The organism is Kibdelosporangium persicum (assembly GCF_013280595.1).
Classification (GTDB): domain Bacteria; phylum Actinomycetota; class Actinomycetes; order Mycobacteriales; family Pseudonocardiaceae; genus Kibdelosporangium; species Kibdelosporangium persicum.
The window spans coordinates 360061-378355 of record NZ_JAAATY010000003.1; the positions used below are offsets into that span (position 1 = coordinate 360061).

Annotated in this window: 18 protein-coding genes; 6 read left to right on the forward strand and 12 right to left on the reverse strand. The window is 68.4% G+C overall.

Annotated features, from left to right (window positions below):
• Positions 1-12 precede the first annotated feature (12 nt).
• Complete coding sequence (locus GC106_RS08465; RefSeq protein WP_173126303.1) at positions 13-789, reverse strand: ABC transporter permease; 777 nt, start codon at positions 787-789, stop codon at positions 13-15.
• Positions 786-1763 (reverse strand): ABC transporter ATP-binding protein, encoded by a 978-nt coding sequence (locus GC106_RS08470; RefSeq protein WP_173126686.1) that lies wholly within the window; start codon positions 1761-1763, stop codon positions 786-788. Before GC106_RS08470 ends, GC106_RS08465 begins: the two co-directional genes overlap by 4 nt.
• A gap of 74 nt (positions 1764-1837) precedes the next feature.
• Here GC106_RS08470 and GC106_RS08475 point away from each other — a divergent pair, with 74 nt between their 5' ends.
• From GC106_RS08475 to GC106_RS08485, 3 genes are all read left to right on the forward strand, one after another.
• A complete protein-coding gene (locus GC106_RS08475) occupies positions 1838-2803 on the forward strand; it encodes a helix-turn-helix transcriptional regulator (protein WP_173126306.1) in 966 nt (321 codons plus the stop codon).
• A 192-nt stretch (positions 2804-2995) separates the two neighbouring features.
• On the forward strand, positions 2996-4225 hold the full coding sequence (locus tag GC106_RS08480) for an MFS transporter (protein WP_173126309.1): 1230 nt from the start codon (positions 2996-2998) through the stop codon (positions 4223-4225).
• Positions 4226-4234: 9 nt separating this feature from the next.
• A complete protein-coding gene (locus tag GC106_RS08485; RefSeq protein ID WP_173126312.1) occupies positions 4235-5260 on the forward strand; it encodes a DNA polymerase IV in 1026 nt (341 codons plus the stop codon).
• A 7-nt stretch (positions 5261-5267) separates the two neighbouring features.
• Here the strand turns inward: GC106_RS08485 and GC106_RS08490 are convergent, their stop codons facing one another.
• Both GC106_RS08490 and GC106_RS08495 read right to left on the reverse strand, forming a co-directional pair.
• Positions 5268-5846, reverse strand: coding sequence for a TetR/AcrR family transcriptional regulator (locus tag GC106_RS08490; RefSeq protein ID WP_173126315.1), 579 nt, complete (start codon positions 5844-5846; stop codon positions 5268-5270).
• Positions 5847-5882: 36 nt separating this feature from the next.
• Positions 5883-6236, reverse strand: coding sequence for an ArsR/SmtB family transcription factor (locus GC106_RS08495; protein ID WP_173126319.1), 354 nt, complete (start codon positions 6234-6236; stop codon positions 5883-5885).
• Between the two features lie 338 nt (positions 6237-6574).
• On the opposite strand from GC106_RS08495, the gene GC106_RS08500 reads away from it, so the two are divergent.
• A complete protein-coding gene (locus tag GC106_RS08500; protein WP_173126322.1) occupies positions 6575-8911 on the forward strand; it encodes a glycosyl hydrolase family 95 catalytic domain-containing protein in 2337 nt (778 codons plus the stop codon).
• A gap of 7 nt (positions 8912-8918) precedes the next feature.
• Here GC106_RS08500 and GC106_RS08505 read toward each other — a convergent pair whose 3' ends face one another.
• A complete protein-coding gene (locus GC106_RS08505; RefSeq protein ID WP_217280198.1) occupies positions 8919-9359 on the reverse strand; it encodes a MarR family winged helix-turn-helix transcriptional regulator in 441 nt (146 codons plus the stop codon).
• Positions 9360-9428: 69 nt separating this feature from the next.
• Between GC106_RS08505 and GC106_RS08510 the strand changes: the two genes are divergently transcribed.
• Positions 9429-9803 (forward strand): VOC family protein, encoded by a 375-nt coding sequence (locus tag GC106_RS08510; RefSeq protein WP_173126328.1) that lies wholly within the window; start codon positions 9429-9431, stop codon positions 9801-9803.
• Between the two features lie 33 nt (positions 9804-9836).
• Here the strand turns inward: GC106_RS08510 and GC106_RS47600 are convergent, their stop codons facing one another.
• Positions 9837-11057 carry a GNAT family N-acetyltransferase gene (locus GC106_RS47600; protein ID WP_312872538.1) on the reverse strand — a complete coding sequence of 407 codons (1221 nt, stop codon included), beginning with the start codon at positions 11055-11057 and terminating at the stop codon, positions 9837-9839.
• Between the two features lie 111 nt (positions 11058-11168).
• On the opposite strand from GC106_RS47600, the gene GC106_RS08525 reads away from it, so the two are divergent.
• Positions 11169-12191 carry a LacI family DNA-binding transcriptional regulator gene (locus tag GC106_RS08525; protein WP_173126331.1) on the forward strand — a complete coding sequence of 341 codons (1023 nt, stop codon included), beginning with the start codon at positions 11169-11171 and terminating at the stop codon, positions 12189-12191.
• A 185-nt stretch (positions 12192-12376) separates the two neighbouring features.
• Here the strand turns inward: GC106_RS08525 and GC106_RS08530 are convergent, their stop codons facing one another.
• The 6 genes from GC106_RS08530 to GC106_RS08555 all read right to left on the reverse strand — a co-directional run bounded on the left by GC106_RS08530 (position 12377) and on the right by GC106_RS08555 (position 18263).
• Complete coding sequence (locus GC106_RS08530) at positions 12377-13099, reverse strand: ABC transporter ATP-binding protein (protein ID WP_173126334.1); 723 nt, start codon at positions 13097-13099, stop codon at positions 12377-12379.
• Positions 13099-14865 carry a branched-chain amino acid ABC transporter ATP-binding protein/permease gene (locus tag GC106_RS08535; protein ID WP_173126337.1) on the reverse strand — a complete coding sequence of 589 codons (1767 nt, stop codon included), beginning with the start codon at positions 14863-14865 and terminating at the stop codon, positions 13099-13101. Before GC106_RS08535 ends, GC106_RS08530 begins: the two co-directional genes overlap by 1 nt.
• A complete protein-coding gene (locus GC106_RS08540) occupies positions 14862-15743 on the reverse strand; it encodes a branched-chain amino acid ABC transporter permease (RefSeq protein ID WP_173126692.1) in 882 nt (293 codons plus the stop codon). Before GC106_RS08540 ends, GC106_RS08535 begins: the two co-directional genes overlap by 4 nt.
• Positions 15740-16954, reverse strand: a complete 1215-nt coding sequence (locus GC106_RS08545; RefSeq protein WP_173126340.1) for an amino acid ABC transporter substrate-binding protein — start codon at positions 16952-16954, stop codon at positions 15740-15742. The genes GC106_RS08540 and GC106_RS08545 overlap by 4 nt, the downstream gene beginning before the upstream one ends.
• 190 nt (positions 16955-17144) lie before the next feature.
• Positions 17145-17534, reverse strand: coding sequence for an MmcQ/YjbR family DNA-binding protein (locus tag GC106_RS08550; RefSeq protein WP_173126342.1), 390 nt, complete (start codon positions 17532-17534; stop codon positions 17145-17147).
• 9 nt (positions 17535-17543) lie between these two features.
• The gene (locus tag GC106_RS08555) at positions 17544-18263 is read right to left on the reverse strand and encodes a dienelactone hydrolase family protein (protein ID WP_173126345.1); all 720 of its coding nucleotides are present in this window, start codon (positions 18261-18263) and stop codon (positions 17544-17546) included.
• Positions 18264-18295: the final 32 nt, after the last annotated feature.

An 18295-nucleotide genomic window follows, 5' to 3' on the forward strand; every position in this document is an offset into this window, starting at 1 on the left:
GCGCCCTGGCGGTCAGGCCTTGCGCATCGCGCGGGTGCCGACGAGCAGCCCGACGACGGCCATCGCGATCGCGGCGACCAGACCGGCCAGCACCGTGCCGGACGCGATGGTGCCGTTGAACAGCTGGCGTTCGGCGTCGACCACGTAGGTCAGCGGGTTGAACTTCGCCATGGTCTGCAGCCACGCCGGGCCGTTGTCGATCGGCAGCATCATCCCGGCCAGCAGCAGCAACGGGAACAACAGCGTCTGCTGCACGCCCCAGAACATCCACTCCTGGTCCTTGGACGCCAGCGCCAGGGTGTACGACAGCGCACCGAGGCCGACGCAGAAGATCGCCAGGATCACCAGGCCGATCGCCGCGCCCGCCACGTTCAGGGTGAAGCCGAACGGGATGGTCACGATCACCAGCAACACCGTCTGGGCGATCATCGGGACGATCTCCTTCACCGCGCGCCCGATGATCAGCGCGGGCCTGCGCAGCGGGGAGACCAGCATCCGTTCGTGCGAGCCGGTCTGCATCTCGTACAGGAGGTTCGAGCCGGTCGACGACGTGCCGAACAGGCACGACATCACCACGATGCCCGGAACGAACCACTGCAACGAGGTGTCGCCGGGTAGCAGCGGCGCGAACAGGGCGAGGAAGAACAACGGCTGGACCATCGTGAAGATCACCGAGAACGGGTCGCGCAGCACCGGCCGCAGCTCCCGGGTGAACACGGTCAGGGTGTCGGTGACGAGGTTGGTCCGCGGCGCGGTGTGCGGGGCGGCGGTGTGCAGGGTGGTGGTCATGCCTTCTTCTCCTTCAGGGAAACGTCTTCACGCAGGCTGCGGCCGGTCAGGGTGAGGAACACGTCGTCGAGCGTGGGCCGGATGACCTCGACGCCGGCCACGTCGATCAAGGCGTCGTCCAGGCCGCGGAGCAGTTTCGGTGCGATCCGCGCGCCACCGTCCACTTCGATCACCACCTGCGCTCCGGATTGCTTCACGGTGGCGCCCTCGGCGATGCCGAGCGCATGGTGATCGGTCACCTGGCGGGCGTGTTGCGGGGTGTCGAAGGTCAGGATGATCCGGTCGCCGGCGTGCTCGGCCTTCAGCCGCGCGGGCGAGCCGTCGGCGATCATGCGGCCGTGGTCGATGACGATCACGCGCTCGGCCAGCGAGTCGGCCTCGTCCAGGTAATGCGTCGTCAGCACGATCGTCGTGCCGTGCTCGGCGCGCAGCCGCTGGATGTGCTCCTGCAGGTTGGCCCGGTTCTGCGGGTCAAGACCGGTGGACGGCTCGTCGAGGAACAGCAACGCGGGCGCGTGGATCAGGCCCATCGCGATGTCGAGCCTGCGCCGTTGACCACCGGACAGTTTGGACACCACGCGGTCCGCGACCGCGGTCAGGTCCAGCGACTCGATCAGTTCCGCCGCACGCGTACGCGCCGCCGAGGCGCTCATCCCATACGCGCGACCTTGGCTGATCAGTTCGTCGCGGCCGCGCTGGCTGTGGCCCGCGCCGTTGCCCTGTCCGATGTAGCCGATGCGGCTACGTACTTCGCGCTGCTCGGTGGCGACGTCGAATCCGGCCACCCGGGCCGTGCCCGACGTGGGGGCCAGCAAGGTGGTGAGCATCCGCAGAGTGGTCGACTTGCCCGCGCCGTTCGGCCCGAGCAGCGCCACCATCTCCCCGGCCTCGACGCGCAGGTCGAGTTCCCTGACGGCTTCGACCGTCTCGTTGCGCACGGTGAAGTGCCTGGTCAGTCCGTTTGTCTCGATCATCGCTCCGGTCATGGCGACAACGCTAGAATTCATTCAGGTCAGTTCCTGACCGCAACGGATGGGAATCTGAAGCCATGGCGAACACGAGTGCACGGATGCTGCGGCTGTTGTCGCTGTTGCAGACCCATCGGTTCTGGCCGGGCGGCGAACTGGCCGATCGGCTCGAGGTCAGCCCGCGAACGCTCAGACGCGACGTCGACCGGCTGCGCGAACTGGGCTATCCCGTCGACGCGAGCCGTGGCGTCGCGGGCGGTTACCAACTGCAGTCGGGTGCGGCGATGCCGCCGTTGCTGCTTGACGACGAAGAAGCGGTCGCCATCGCCGTAGGGCTGCGCACCGCCGCGGGCGGCGCGGTCGACGGCATCGAAGAGACGTCGATGCGCGCGTTGACCAAAGTCATCCAGGTGATGCCCCCGCGGCTGCGGCGACGCGTCGAAGCGTTGCGCAGCTACACGGTGCCTGCCTTCTGGGGTGCCGGGAACACCAGCTCGACAGTCGACGCGACGTCGTTGACGGTGATCGCGTCGTCGTGCCGTGACGACGAACGACTTCGCTTCGGCTACAAGTCCTATGACGGCGAAGAGTCGAAACGGCACGTCGAGCCGCACCGGCTGGTGTCACTGGGACGCCGCTGGTACCTCGTCGCGTGGGACGTCGAACGACATGACTGGCGGACGTTCCGTGCCGACCGGATGGTCGACCCGAAACCGACCGGTGCCCGGTTCCGGCAGCGCGAGTTGCCCGGCGGGGACGCGGGCGCGTTCGTCCGCGACCGGTTGACCGCCCGGCCGACCCAGTACGAGGCGATCATCGAGTTCCAGGCCCCGGCGACGACGGTCAAGGACCAGGTGGCGCACTGGGGCACGGTCGAGCCGGTCACCGGCGAGACGTGCCGCCTGATCATGAAGGTCGATTCGTTCGAGTGGCCGGCGATGGTCGCCGGTGTCATCGGCGCCGAGTTCACCGTCGTGCAGCCGCCGGAGCTGAAGGACTACATCCGCGCGATGGGCGAGAAGCTGCTGAGGTCCACCCGGGACTAGAAGCGTTACCGGTCTCGCTGTCAGTTATCCCACATCGGCGTTTTTTTGTTTTTCCCGAAGAGCAGTGGGTAGCGTGTCGGCGCCCGGCATCGAGGCCGGCATGTCACTGTCACAGACCGGGCGGTCGTACCGCTGGGGCCACACCGCCCGGGCCTTGGAAAGGGAAGTGTTTTGCGGCGCACCATGCCGCCGATGTTCCGCGCGCTCGCGCACCACAACTATCGGCTTTGGGCCGGCGCCGACCTCGTGTCGGTCACCGGCTCGTGGATGCAGGTCCTCGGCCTGAACTGGGTGGTGCTGGCGCAGACCGGCTCCGCCACCGCGGTCGGCCTCTCGGTGATGACGAGCGCGCTGCCCGCGGTCGTGCTCGCACCGTGGGCGGGGGCGTTGGCGGATCGGATCGATCCACGCCGGGTGATCGTCGCCGGGCACGTCGGCCACGCCGCGCTCGCGGTGGTCCTCGCGCTGGTCGTGGCGACCGACGCGCCGGTGGCGGTGCTCTATCCGCTGACCGTGCTGTCCGGGCTGATCAGCGTGTTCGAGGGACCGGCGCTCGGCCGGTTCGGCGCGATGGTGGTCCCGCGTGAGCACCTCGGCAACGCGGTCTCGCTCGGCTCGTTGATCAACTCGACGGGCCGGGTCCTGGGGATGAGCCTGGCCGGGGTGCTCGCGGCCACAGTGGGCTCACCGGCGCTGTTCCTCGTCAACGCGGCCAGCTTCAGCGCGGTGCTGCTGGCCATCGCCCTGATGCGACCGGTCGAGTTGCATCCGCTGGCCGTGAGCGCGCCTGACCGTGCGGGAATCCGTGCCGGGCTGGGGTACCTCAGCCGGCGTCGCACATTGCTCACGCTGCTGGCACTCGGTTTCGTGCTGTCCGGCCTGGGCCGTAACTACCAGGTGACGATGGCCGCGATGGCCGAAGGCCCGCTCGGCGCGGGCTCGTCCGGCTACGGCGTGCTTTCCGCGGTCTTCGCCGTCGGCACCGTCCTCGGCGGACTGATCGCGGCCCGGATGCGCGAGCTGACGTTGCCGCTGTTGTTCGGCGCCGCGGTGATCAGCTGCTGCCTGCAGGCGCTGAGCGGCTTCAGCACCAGCCTGATCGGCTTCGCGGTGATGATCCTGCCGATCGCCGTCGGTGCGGTGCTGATCGACACGATCACGAGCACGCGCCTGCAACTGGACTCCGACGAGGACATGCGCGGCCGGGTGATGGCGGCGCAGAACATGGTGGCGGCCGCCGCGGGCGCGGTCGGCGCGCCTCTGCTCGGCTGGTTGTGTGAGCAGCTCAGCCCGGGGATGGCGCTGCTGACGGCCGGTTCGGTCACGTTGGCCGCCACGCTCCTCGCGCTGTCGGCGACCAGGCGCCGGAGCCGGGCCGCCGTCGTGGCCGATCACCCCCCGCTGGTGAGCACCGCGGCCTAGCCTGAGGGCATGGATTGGGTGCTGCACGTCGATCTCGACCAGTTCATCGCGGCGGTCGAGATCGCACGTCACCCCGAGTTGAAGGGCAAGCCGGTCGTAGTCGGTGGCACCGGCGACCCGACGCAACGCGCTGTCGTGGCCACGGCCTCCTACGAGGCCCGGGAGTTCGGTGTGCACTCCGGGATGCCGTTGCGGACAGCGGCCAGGAAATGTCCCGACGCGATCTTCCTGCCGACCGACGCGCCCGCGTACGAAGAAGTGTCCGACCGCGTGATGGCCACGTTGCGGGATTTCCCCGTGGTCGTGGAGGTGATCGGGTGGGACGAGGCGTTCGTCGGCGCGCGCACCGAGGACCCCGAAGCTTTGGCGGCGGACCTTCGTGCGGCGGTCGCGGCGAGGACCGGCATGTCGTGCTCGGTGGGCATCGGGGACAACAAGCTGCGCGCCAAGATCGCCACCGGGTTCGCCAAGCCCGCCGGGGTCTACCGGCTGACCAGGGACAACTGGGTGGCCGTGATGGCCGGTCGGCCGGTCGGCGCGTTGTGGGGCATCGGCCCGAAGACCACGAAGAAGCTGGCCGAGCTGGGTCTGGCGACGGTCGAGGACCTGGCCAGGGCCGATCCCGCCGTGCTGGCCGAACGGTTCGGGCCGAACATGGGCCCCTGGTACCGGACGCTCGCGCTGGGCGCGGGTGACCCGAACGTCGAAGCGACGCCGTACGTGGCGAAGTCACGCAGCCGCGAGGTCACGTTCCAGCAGAACATCGACGACCACGCGCAGGTCGCCGCGCAGGTGGCGGGTCTGGCGAAACGCGTGGCCCAGGACGTGGCCGACGAGGGACGTCCGGCGGCGCGGGTCGCGGTGAAAATCCGGTTCGCGCCGTTCCTGACGCACACGCGCAGCATCACGCTGCCCGCACCCAGCAGCGACCCCGCGGAGATCGAACGCGCGGCGCTGGAAGTACTCGGCCTCTTCGACCTGCGTAAACCGATCCGCCTGCTCGGCGTGCGGGCCGAGTTCCCGGTCACCGAGTGAGGGCCTGTCACTGGGTGAGGACTGGGTTCATGAACGTCATGGCGGTCTCGCCGGCGCCGAGCGGCCGCAGGCTCTCGGGCAGCACGATGAAGCTGAACAACGTGCCGACGTAGATCACCCGCAACAGGTGGACCTGTGTCTCGCTGGTTTCGACGCCGTCGGTGCGGCTGGCCTCGTGCACCAGGTGCACGCCGGACGTGAACGCGTGCACCAGGGTCGCGTGCAGCTCGGGCCGCCTTGTGCCTTCCAGCCAGAGTTCCATCATCGCCCGGTACCGGTCCTTGTGGACGGTCACCGACTCGTCCAGCACCTGGGCGAGGATCTCCATCAGCGCGGCGCGGCCCAGCTCGCCTTCCCGCTTCTCGCGCAGTTCGGCGATCCAGTCGAAGTGCAACTGGACGATGCGCTTGACGGCCGCGTCCAGCAACGCGTCGCGTGAACGGAAGTAGTTCGACGTCGTGCCCTTGGGGACTGCGGCCTCGTCGTCCACTGACCGATGCGACAACCTGTGACTGCCTTCGCGTGCGACGATCGCGATGGCGGCGTCCGCGAGCGCGTCGCGGCGTTGCTGGTTGACCGGTGGCACAGCGGTACCTCCCTGGACGGGGCGCGGGAGGCGAGTCTAGTTCTCCGCTTCGCCCTCGGTGTTCGCCCGTCGTTCGCGCTTGCCCCGAGCCAGCTCGGTGCCCAACGCGTCGAGGCGCTGCGTCCAGAACCGGCGGTAGCGGTCCAGCCAGACGTCGATCTGCTTGAGCGGTTCGGGGTCCACCGAGTACAGCCGCCGGGTGCCGTCCGGCCGGACGGTGGCGAAGCCGTTGTCGCGCAACACCCGCAGGTGCTGGGACACGCCCGGCTGGGAGATGCCGAACTCCTCCTGGACGACGGCACTGATCTCACCGGCGGCTCGTTCCCCGTCGGCGAGCAGCTCGAGGATCCGGCGCCGCACCGGATCTCCGAGCACATCGAACGCATGCATGACACCATTCAAACAGTCCGTACTTATATAAGTCAAAGGCTATCTGCGTCGCCCGACCGATCGGTAGGCGATTGACCCGACGACTGACCGGTAGGTAGGCAATCCCAAGGGCACGCGAATCGGTCCTGGCAAGGTCGGCGAGACGACGATTTTCCCGCTTCGAGCTGGATCTTTGCCGACATCAAGCGGTCAAGCCACCGCAGATCGCTTGTGATCGGTTACGATCGAACCTGTCCAGTTGCGGACAAAGAGTTACGACGTCTGACCGTTGACGCCCCACCGGCCCCGCTGACATCATCCGACCAGGATCGTATCTGATATATGATTGGGGTTGTCCGATGTCGCACACCCGCCGCACCATCCTCAAAGCCGGCAGCGCGCTCGGCGCCGGAGCCGCGATCGGCGGGCTGCGGACGTTCACCGCTCAGGCCGAAGAGATCGACCGGCCCGCGTCGGCCCCACTGGTGTCCGATGAGGACGCCACCACGTTCTGGCACCTCGCCCCCGCGGTGGAGAGCCGGATCATCGAGCAGGGCCTGCCGGTCGGCAACGGACGGTTAGGCGCGCTCATTGGCGGCAACCCGGCGAGCGACTCCCTCTATGTCACCGACATCTCGCTGTGGGCGGGCGACAAGAACGACGTGCTCGACAACGAAGGCCAGTTCCCGTACGAACGCGTCCACTTCGGCACCTTCAACGTGCTGGCCCAGGCCGCCGTGTCGATTCCGGACCACACCCCGAACGCGATTACGAAGTACCGCCGCACGCTCGACGTCAGCAACGGCCTGGTGACTACAACGTACGAGTACAAAGGCACCAGGTACCGGCGTGAGGTCTACTCCAGCCACCCGGACGACGTGATCGTGATGCGGCTGACCCGCAGCGGCCGCGGCACCCACACCGGAACGATCTCGATCACCGGCACCCACGGCGAATCCACAGTCGACGGCGCGTTCAGCGGGCAGTTGGCCAACGGGCTGAAGTACGGCGCGGTCGTCCAGGCGACGGGCAAAGGCGGCCGGATCAGCCTGAACGGCAACCAGGTCGCGTTCACCGACTGCACCGAAGTCGTCATCGTGTTCAGCGGCGGCACCAACTACGTGCCCGACTACAAGGCCGGCTACATGAACGCGAGCGCCGATCCGTTGGCGATCGCGCGCGACAAGGCGGCCAAGGCGCTCAAGGTGTCCGGCGAAGCGCTGCTTGCCACGCATGTCCGTGACTACCAGTCGTTGTACAACCGGATGACGGTCGACTTCGGACGCTCGACACGAAACCAGCGGTCGATGGACACCTGGTCGCGCCTGGTCGTCCGCGGCACGCCCGGCGCGGCGGCCGACCCCGAGCTCGAGGCGAGCTACCTGCAGTTCGGCCGGTACCTGATGATCACCGGGTCGCGCGGCAACCTGCCGCTGAACCTGCAGGGCCTGTGGCTGCACAACAACACGCCGGACTGGATGGCCGACTACCACACCGACGTCAACGTGCAGATGAACTACTGGATGGCCGACCGGGCGGGCCTGTCGGAGTGCTTCGAGCCGTTCGCCGACTACTGCGTCGCCCAGTTGCCAGGCTGGACCCAGACCACCCAGGAGTTGTTCCTCGACCCGCGCAACAGGTTCCGCAACTCCTCCGGCAAGGTCGGCGGCTGGGCGGTGGCGTACTCGACGAACATCTACGGCGGCTCCGGCTGGTGGTGGCACTCCGGCGGTAACGCGTGGATCTGCAACTCGCTGTGGGAGCACTACGAATACACCCAGGACCGCGTGTACCTGGCGAAGATCTACCCGCTGCTCAAGGGCGCCTGCGAGTTCTGGGAGCACCGGCTGGTCATGGACCCGGTGCGGCAGAAGCTGGTCGCCGACAAGGACTGGTCGCCCGAGCACGGCCCGCAGGACGCGATGGGCATCACCTACGCGCAGGAACTGTGCTGGGACCTGTTCGAGCATTTCCGTGCCGCGAGCGCGATCCTGAACAAGGACCGGCCGTACGCGCAGACCATCGCCGGGTTACAGGAGCAGCTGTACATGCCCGAGGTCAGCCCGAAGTCCGGCTGGTTGCAGGAGTGGATGAGCCCGGACAACCTCGGCGAGACCACGCACCGGCACCTGTCCGGCCTGATCGGGTTCTTCCCCGGCGACCGGATCAAGAACGACACCAGCCCGCCTGAGCTGGTGGAGGGCGTGCGCCGGCAGCTGATCGCCCGCGGTATGGACAGCTTCGGCTGGGCGTGCGCGTGGCGTGCCCTGTGCTGGGCGCGGCTGAAGGACGCCGACCGCGCGTACCAGTTGTTCCTGAACGTGCTGCGGCCGTCGGTCAGCAACTCGAACGGCACCGCGCCGAACCTGTTCGACATGTACAGCCAGGGCAGCTACACGATCTTCCAGATCGACGCCAACTTCGGCGCGCCGTCGGCGATGATCGAGATGCTGGTCTACTCCCGGCCGGGCTTGATCGAGCTGCTGCCCGCGCTGCCCGCGGCCTGGGCGAGGACCGGCAGGATCACCGGCGTCGGCGCGCGCGGCGGCTTCACCGTGGACGTGTCGTGGCGCGACGGCAAGGTCACGAGCGCGACCGTCCACAGCACCACCGGAACCGAGACCGTGGTGCGGTCCGGCTCGTGGCGCGCGAACATCCGGCTCAGCCCCGGCCAGAGCGTCACCGTCCGCCCGTAAGGGCCGCTCAGACCCCCAGCTCGCCGGCCAACCTCCGCAAGTAGCCGGCGAGCTGGGCCTTGTCGTGTTCCTCCCAGTTCTCGGTCAGCTCGTCGAACACGCGGCGCTGCCAGTCGCGCGCGCCCGCGAGCAGCTGCTCACCGGAATCGGTGAGCCGGACGACTGTCCGCCTTTTGTCCTTTTCGGACTCGGTGCGCACCAGGTACCCCGCTTCGGCGGCGTCGCGGACCATCCGGCTCGCGCCGGAGTGGTCGAGCCCGAGCTGGTGGGCGATCGCGTTCACCGTCGCCTCACCGCCCTGCCCGGCCGTCTGGACCGCTTCGACCGCCTGGATGTGCTGCACGTGCCGCATCTCGCCGGTCAGCTCCGCGGACGCACGCGCACTCCACCGTCTGGACCAGAACCGGACGAGCCGGAACAACGCCGGCCCGCCATCGGTGTCACTCACCATGCCCCAGCCTACATCGCGTGCGAATCGCACGTACAATAGGTGCGATTCACACGAATTGGAGGTCCCGTGAGCATCGTGCTGAACCACATGATCATTCCGGCCGACGACAAGGTGGCGGCCGCGGAGTTCCTCGCCCGGCTGCTCGGGCTGCCGGTCGGCGAACCGGCGGGCCCGTTCGTTCCCTTGCGGGTCAACGACGATCTGACGCTCGACTTCGACGACCGGCGCGGGTCGCGGCCGGGCCACTACGCGTTCCTGGTGGACGACAAAACGTTCGACGCGCTGCTCGCGTTCCTGGAGCGGTCACCCGGGATCCAGTACGGCTCCGGGCCGATGGGCGGCTGGGACCGCTCGAGCAACCACCTCGGCGGTGGGCGGGGCGTGTACGTGCTGGACCCCAATGGGCACGGCTACGAGTTCTTCACCGCGGTCCCCGAATGACGGCCGCGGTCCTCGCGTGACGGCGGACTTCGTTCAGGTAGCCGGATTCCAGACGTAGGCCGTGGTCGTCGTGACCGGGATGAAGCCGAGGCGTTCCAGGATCGGGCGGCTGTCGTCGGAGGCGTCCACCCAGAGGTACCGGATGCCCAGTTCGACGGCCAGCCGCGCGCGCCGGGCGACAAGCGCTCGGTAGATTCCCCGGCCACGCCACCGCACCGCCGTCGTGCCACCGAACAGACCTGCGAACTCCCTGTCCTGTTTGGGGGCCAGCCACCCGGCCGAGACCACCTGGCCGTCGGCCTCGGCGACGAATACGGCGAGGTGCTTCTTGCGCGCGACGAGCATGTCGGCGACCCAGCTGAACCCCGGACCCCACACACCGCAGGTCATCTCGGCGATCCGGTGCATGTCGGCGTCGTCGTCGGTCCGGCGGACGCGGATGCCGCCGGCCAGTACCGGCTCGGCGGCCAGGCCGGCGGCCGTCCCGATCATCACGGTTTCCTTCTCGTCCGGCTGGAAACCGGCGGCCAGCAGCCTGGACGGCATGTCCCCCGGCAGGTCGTGGGCGCGGGTCTGCCATTCGACGCTCTGCCCGCGCGCGGCGAAGAAGTCCCGTTGCCGGGCGATCAACGCGTCCACGTCCACTCCGGACAGATCACGGGGCGGGCCGGCGTACCCCTGGCGTCTGCCGACGATCCGCGTGACCGGGTCGTCGGTTTCCGCGTGCACGCCGTCCTCGAGGTCGGTCCGCTCGGACGCCCGCACGTGCCGGTCGTACTTCTCGAGCAGCGGAGTGGGCAGGTCGGCGCGCAGCCGGGGCAGCACCCGGCCGGGGATCGACCCGGACGGCGTCTCACCCACCTTCACCGCGCCCATCGCGAGGTAGAACCCCTCGGCTGCCGGTTCGGCGTCGATGGTCAGGACGGTGAATCCGGCGGCGCGCGCCGACTCCATGGCGTGCCGCCACAACCGCTTGCCGAGACCTTTGCCGATCTCGGACGGCTCGAGCCACATGTGCGCCAGTTCGCCTTCCGGCGCACGGCCTTCCACGCTGTAGAAGCCGAGCAGCCGATCGCCTTCGGCCGCGACGACGATCCCGCGCTCCACGACGTCCCGCAGCCGGAACGACAGTTCGGCCCGGCAGGCGTCCAGGAAATCCCGGTCGTACCCCCAGTGGGCCTTCGACCGCAAAGCCAGTTCCCCCAGCGCGGCGGCCTCGCCGGGCCGGGCCGCGCGCAGCACGATCTTGGACACGAGAGCAATAGTCCCATCGGGCACCACTGAATTACGGCAGGTCAGCCCGGACCCGCACCGTGTTAACCTGCGTGTGCAATCGTTTTCCGCCCAGACCGGGGTGCTGCCGCCATGACGAACTCCCCCACTCTCAAAGAGGTCGCGCAACGCGCTGGAGTGCACGTCACCACGGCATCGAGAGCACTCAACCCGGCCACTAGCTCCCTGGTGAACCCCGCGACGATGCGCCGGGTCCAGGCCGCCGCCCGCGAACTGCGCTACCAGCCCAACGCGATGGCCCGCGGGTTGAAGACGGCCAAGTCGATGTCGGTCGGCGTGCTCCTGCCTGACCTGACCAACCCGCTGTTCCCGCCCATCGTGCGCGGTATCGAGGATGTGCTGGCGGCGTCCGGTTACACGACGCTGATCGCCAACACCGACAACGACCTCGAACGGCAACGGACCTTGTTCGACACGTTGCGTGCACGGCAGGTCGACGGCGTGATCATCGCGACCGCCCGGCGTGACGACAACCTGTTCACCGAGGCGCATCAGCAGGGTGTGCGGATGGTGATGGTCAACCGGCGCGTGGACCAGTCGGACATCCCGTCGGTCACCGGCGACGACCACGACGGCATCGCGATGGCCGTGCGGCATCTGATCGAGCTCGGTCACACGCGCATCGCGCATGTCGCCGGCCCGCAGCACACGTCCACCGGCCGTACGCGTCAGCGCGCGTACCGTCAGGCGCTGGACGACGCGGGCATCGAACTCGATCCCGGGTTGCTGGTCACCGCCAACGAGTTCACCGAAGTCGAGGGGGCCAAGGCGACCAGGGCCATGTTCGAGGCAGGCAAACGCCCGACCGCGGTCGTCGCCGCGAACGACATGATCGCGCTCGGCTGCCTGGACGTGTTCAACGAACGCCGGATGCGCTGCCCGGACGACATCAGCCTGGTCGGCTTCAACGACATGCCGTTCGTCGATCGCCTGACGCCACCGTTGAGCACCGTGCACGTGCCGCACTACCAGATCGGCGCGGAGGCGGCGCGCATGCTGCTCGACCGGCTCGCCAACCCGGACCTGCCGGCGAAGTCGATCACGCTGCCCGCCACGCTGGTGCTGCGCGAGTCCACCGCGGCACCGGCCGTCTAGGCCGTGTTTCAAATGCCCGATCGCGATAGCCGGGCCGGATGCGGCCCCTGACGCCACCGCGGGACCGCCCAAAGACAACCAGTATTCGCGGCGATCCCGCGGCGACGCCAGGAACCGCCCCACCGAGCCGATTCCGGCCTCCGGCCGGGGCAGACTCTCATCGACCGGGACATTCGAAACACGACCTAACCGTTCGGCTCCAAGGCACCCAGGTACAGCGACGCGATCTCGGGGTGGTCGGTGATCTCCTCGGCCGTGCCGTGCAACCGGACGCGGCCGCCTTCCATGACCACACCGTGCGTGGACAGCGAAAGCCCGAGCCGCACGTTCTGCTCGACCAACAGGACTGTCTTGCCGCGCTCGCGCATGCCGTTGATGAGCGCCGCGACCGCGGAGATGCTCCTGGGGTCCAGGCCTAGTGACGGCTCGTCCAGCAGGATCACCGACGGGTCGAGCATCAGCGACCGGCCGATCTCGACCATCCGGCGTTGCCCACCGGACAGGTTGCCGGCGGGTGCGCCCGGTCGTTCCGCGATCAACGGGACCAGATCGGCCACGGCCGAATACCGCTCTTCCAGCAGCTTCCGTTGCCGCCGGATCAGATAACCGCCCATCAGCACGTTCTCGCGCACGCTCATCCGTGGGAACAACGCGCCCGTCTGCGGCACCTGAGCGATACCTTTGGACAGTACTTGTGGTGCCGTCAACCGGTCGATCCGTTCGCCGGCCAGCGACACGGTGCCCTGGCGGGGCTTGAGCAGACCGCTGACCACTCGCAACACCGTCGACTTCCCGGCGCCGTTCGGGCCGAGCACGCAGGTGACCGACTCCGGGACCACGCTCAGATCGAGGCCCTGCAACACATCGCCGCCGCCGTAACCGGCGTGGACGTCCTTCAGGGTCAACATCAGGCGGTCACCTCGCCGAGGTACGCGTCCAGCACGGCCGGGTCATGACGGATCACGCCAGGCGGCCCCGACGCGATCACCTCGCCCCTGGCCAGCACGAAGACCGGATCGCACAAGTCAAGCACCATCGGGATGTTGTGCTCCACCACGAGGAAGGTGACGCCCTGCCGGTTGGCCGCCCTGATGATGCCGGCCATCCGGTCGACCAGGCCGGGATTGACGCCGCCCGCGGGCTCGTCGAGCAGGACCATCCGTGGCTCCAGCATCAGCACCTGCGCCAGTTCGACCAGTTTCTGCTGGCCGTAGGACAACGCACCGGCCCGCTCGTTCTCGAACCGTCCGAGACCGACGAACGACAGCAGGTCACGCGCGCGATCGGCCTCGTGCCCGGCGACGGCGCCGGACGCCAGCACCCGCGGCGAGAACGACTCCAACGGCGCGACCACGTTCTCCAGCACTGTCATGCTCTTGAACAGCCTGGTGACCTGGAACGTCCGGCCAAGGCCGTGATGTGCCCGCAGCCACGGCGAAAGCCCGTCGATGCGGTGCCCGTCGAACCAGATCTCGCCGGTGTGCGTGCCGCCGGTGCCGGTGATCAGGTTGAACAGCGTGGTCTTGCCGGAGCCGTTCGGGCCGATCAGCGCGGTGATCGAGCCCGCGGGGACCGCCAGGTCGACGCCGTTGACCGCTTTCAGGCCGCCGAACGCTTTGTGCACGTCGCGAAGTTCCAGCAACGGACCGGGTTGCGGCTTGATCGGCTCGCGGGTGCCGACTTCGGCCGGCCGGTGGTCCATCGCGCCCGCGTGATCGGTGTACTCGACCTCACGGCGCTTGGCCAACCGGCGTTGCAAGGTCGGCAGCAGACCGTCGGGCAGGAACAGCACGATGATCACGAGCGCCAGACCGAACAGCAGCAACCGGCTTTGCGAACCGCCGCCGTACACGGTCGCGGCCTCGCTGGCGAACGAGACGATGAACGCGCCGACGACCGGCCCCCAGAGCGTTCCCCGGCCGCCGACGAGCGCGGCGAGCACGATCGTGACGCTGGTCAGGATGTTGAAAGCGCCCAGCGGGTTGAGGAACGTCAGGAAGTACGCGTACACAGCGCCCGCTACGCCGATGAAGAACGCGCTGGCCGCGTACGCCAGGTTCTTGTACAGCGTCGTCGGGATGCCGATGGCCGCGGCTTTTCCTTCGTCCTCACGGATCGCCACCAGGCCGGTGCCGAACTTGGTGCGCCGGATCCAGGCGCTGAAGCCGAACGTCACCACCATCAGGCCGAGGAACATGAAGTAGAACGGGATGTTGCCGACGTCCCGGCCCCACGCCGGCAGTTCGAGCGTGATGCCGTCGGAGCCGTTGGTCAGCTCCGGCAGGTTGATGGTGAGCACCTGGAACAGCAGCAGCATGGCGATTGTGATGATCACGAACGCGGGGCCTTTGGCTCGCAGCACGACACTGCCGACAAGTAGCGCTACAACGACTGCGACCACACCGGCCAGCGGCGCCAGCGCCAGCGGATGGACGTTCCACCTCGTGGAGAGGATTCCCGCGGTGTACGCGCCGATCCCCAGGAACACGCTGTGTCCCAGCGACACGTAGCCCGCGAAGCCGGAGATGATGTTCCAACTGATAGCTTGTATCGCTACAAGGAACGCCAACAACAGCACGGTGTGCTCGTACGTGGCCGTTGGCGCGACAAACGGGAACGCGATCAACGCGACCAAAACAACGGCAGCGACGGTTTGGGCTACCCGCGGGTTCATGTCGCGACGTCCTCTCGCAGCCGCGTGCCGAACAACCCGTGCGGACGGACGAGCAGCACGAGCAGGATCACCGCGTAGAACACCAATGTCGCCCAGCGAGGCGAACCGTACGTCGCGGTGATCGTCTCCGCGAGGCCGAGGATGATCGCGCCGACCCACGCGCCGCGCAGCGAGCCCATTCCGCCGAGCACGATGATGCCGAGCAGCCGCGCGATCCATTCGTAGTGCGACGCCGGGAAGAACGGGTAGAGCACCGACAGGATCGAACCGCCCGTGCCCGCGGTCGCCGTGCCTATCGCGAACGACAACGCGGCCACCGAGGACGCGCTGATGCCCACCAGCGCCGCACCGGACGGGTTCTGCGCGGTGGCACGGATCGCACGGCCGGTCCACGTCCGGTTGAGCACCAGGTACAGCAACCCCAGCACGAGCAGCGCCGCTAGGCAGCCGTACACCTGCGCCTTGGGCAGGACGATCGAGCCGATGTGGAACGACTGGGCGAAGTAGGACGGCGTGGCCGACCGGAAGTAGTTGCCCGCCGTGAGGTTCAGCAGGCCTTCGATGGTCAGCGCGATGCCGAAGGTCAGCAGCATCGACATCGCCGGGGTCGTGCCACGGACCCGGACCACGACCAGCCGGTACAGCAGCCAGCCGAGGCCGAACATGAGCGGCGTCGTCGCCAGGGCGAGCAGGATCGGGTCGAGACCGGTGAGCTGCCAGGCCTTCCACGTCAGCATCGCGATGAGCACGAGGAACGCGCCCTGGGCGACGTTGACGATGTTCATGATGCCGAAGACCAGGGTCAGCCCGGCCGCCATCAACGCGTAGACGCCCCCGATCAGCAAGCCCAATGCGATCGTTTGCAGCGCCTGGGTCATGGCCACGCCGGCTTCGGGAACACGACCTTCTCGGTGGTCGCAGCCTCCTTGGGGGCCACCACCTCGACCTTGCCCGCCTGCCACTGGGCCAGCATGAAGTTGCCCTGCGGCTCACCGTTCGCAGCCCACCGCAGCCGGCCGAGGATGGTCTGCACCTCGTTGCCGCGCAGCCAGTCGGCGAGCGCCACCTGGTCGATCCTGCCGACCTTGGTCACCGCCTCCTGCAGCACCTGGCCCGCCGCGAAGGCGTCGGCCGCGTCCTCGGTCGGCGGCGCGTTGAAGCGCTTGCGGTACTCCTGGGCGAACTCGTCGTTCAACGGCGTCTTGGCGTTCTCGCTCCAGCTCGTGCTGTAGAAGACGCCTTCGGTCGCGGCCTTGCCGACTCCGTCGCTGTACTGGTTGCCGTTGCCGGGCGCGTTGGTCTGGAACAGGACCTTCGGCGAGAACCCGACCTGCTGCAACGCCCGCACGGCACCGATCCCGTCTTCGAACTGCGCGCCCTGTGCCACGAGATCGGGTGCGCCCGCGGCGATCGCGCCGGCGATCGGCTGGAAGTTCGTCGTGTTGGCCGGATAGATCGTCGTGTACGTGGTCCGCAGCCCGGCTTCTTCCAGCTGCTTCTGCAGCGAGTCGATGGCCGGGCGGGTGAACGGGTCGTCCTGGGTGATGAACGCGGCCGTTTTGGGGCGCTGCGCCTCCGGCAGCGACTTGACCCACGCCGTGATGCCGTCGGCGTGGTGCGGCGCGGTCGCGGGCTGCGTGAAGAACAGCATCTTGAAGCCGCGCGTGAACATGTTGGGCGCGCCGCCCGCGGGCTCGACGTAGAGCATCTGGTTGCGCTCGGCCACGGCGGACGCGGCGTAGTTGAGCAGCGACGAGAAACTGCCGAGCAGCAGGTCCACCCGGTCCTGCGTAATCAGCTTGGTGTAGTCGGCGATGATCGTGTCCTGGTTGCTCGCGTCGTCGGTGACACGCAGGTCGATCTGCCTGCCGAGCAGGCCGCCGGTGCCGTTGACCTTGTCGCGCCAGATCTCGTAGCCACGCTTGGCCTCGCCGCCGGGCTGGGAGAACTGGCCGGTCAGCGGTAACGACGTGCCGATCACGATCGGGCCGCTGCCGCCGCCCTGGTTCGAACCGGTGCACCCGGCGACCAGCATGGCCACCGCGGCGACCAGAGCGGTCAGCCGCACCCTGGCGGGTTTGTCTCGCATCGCGGATCTCCTCGCCGTCGTCGTCGAACGCCAAGCGAACCACAGCAAACGATTGCAGCGCAGGTATCGTGCGCCGGTGCGTCGCGCTCTGTCAACACACGGGACTGTCCCGCGACCGCCGATCGGCACCATCCGCCAACCGCCAAGGCAGCAGGCCCGGCCAGGGACCGGTGACCGGCGAACGCCGAGTTCAGCGCTCCGCGAGGTACCGCGCGGCCAAACGTTTTCCGGCCCGGTCGAGCCAGGCCTCCGTGATCAGCTCGTCCAGTTCGGGCACGCCGATCTCGGCCAACCGGACGAGCACCGCCGGGTAACCGGCGAAGTGCGGCGTGGTGAAGTAGACGGCCGGATCATCGGCCACACAGGCCTCTTGCACGCCGACGTCGGCCACCCGGACCGCCAGGACCGGTCCAGTTGGCGCGTCGTCGCCCAGCGCGGCGAGATCAGCCTTGCGCAGCGGCCGTTCCCAGGCGAACAGCTTGTCCTTCACCCGCCACTCCAGCGTGCCTTCGCCCTTGATCGACTCGACGACCGACGGCAGCCCCATGGCGATGCGGCGGACGTCGTCCCACTCGGCCATCGCTCATCCTCACCGAAGGTGCTCGTCGAAGAAGGTCTCGATCCGCCGCCAGGCGTCCGCCGCGGCGGCGGGCTGCGGGCCCATGCCGGTGACCCGCATGATCACCCGCATCGGCCGGGGCCCGACCTCGGCGTCGTTGAGGAACGAGTGCCCAGCCGCCGGATACTGCTTGACGTCGTGCGGAATCCCCGCCTTCACCAGAGCGCGTTCCAGCTTGGCGGGCGCGCTGCGCAACGGCAGGTCCCTGCCGCCATAGCTGGCCACGATCGGGCACGCACCGGCCAGCACCGTGTCCAGATCACGCGGCAGGAACCCGTAGTTCACCGAGGACGCGGCAAAGCCGGCACCGGCGGTCATCAGGGCGAAACCGCCGCCCATGCAGAAACCGATCACGCCGACCTTGCCGGTGCACTCGCCGGAGGCGATCAGCCACTGGCGTGCGGACTCGATGTCGGCGAACGGACGGCCCTCGCCTTTTGACAGCGCGCGCATCGTCGGCACCAGGCACCTGCGCACGCCACCCGCGCTGAACAGGTCGACGGCCAACGCCAGGAACCCGGCCTCGGCGAGCCGGTCGGCCTGCCTGCGGACGACGTCGTTGAGCCCGAGGGCCTCGTGGATGACCACGACGCCGGGCCACGGCCCGGCACCGGACGGCTTGGCCAGGTACCCGCCGAGCGGCCGGGAGCCGCCGTTCTTCCTCGCCGGCTCGCTCAGGTCGACGTCCACATCGCACTCCTCTCGGATAACGATCCGACGGT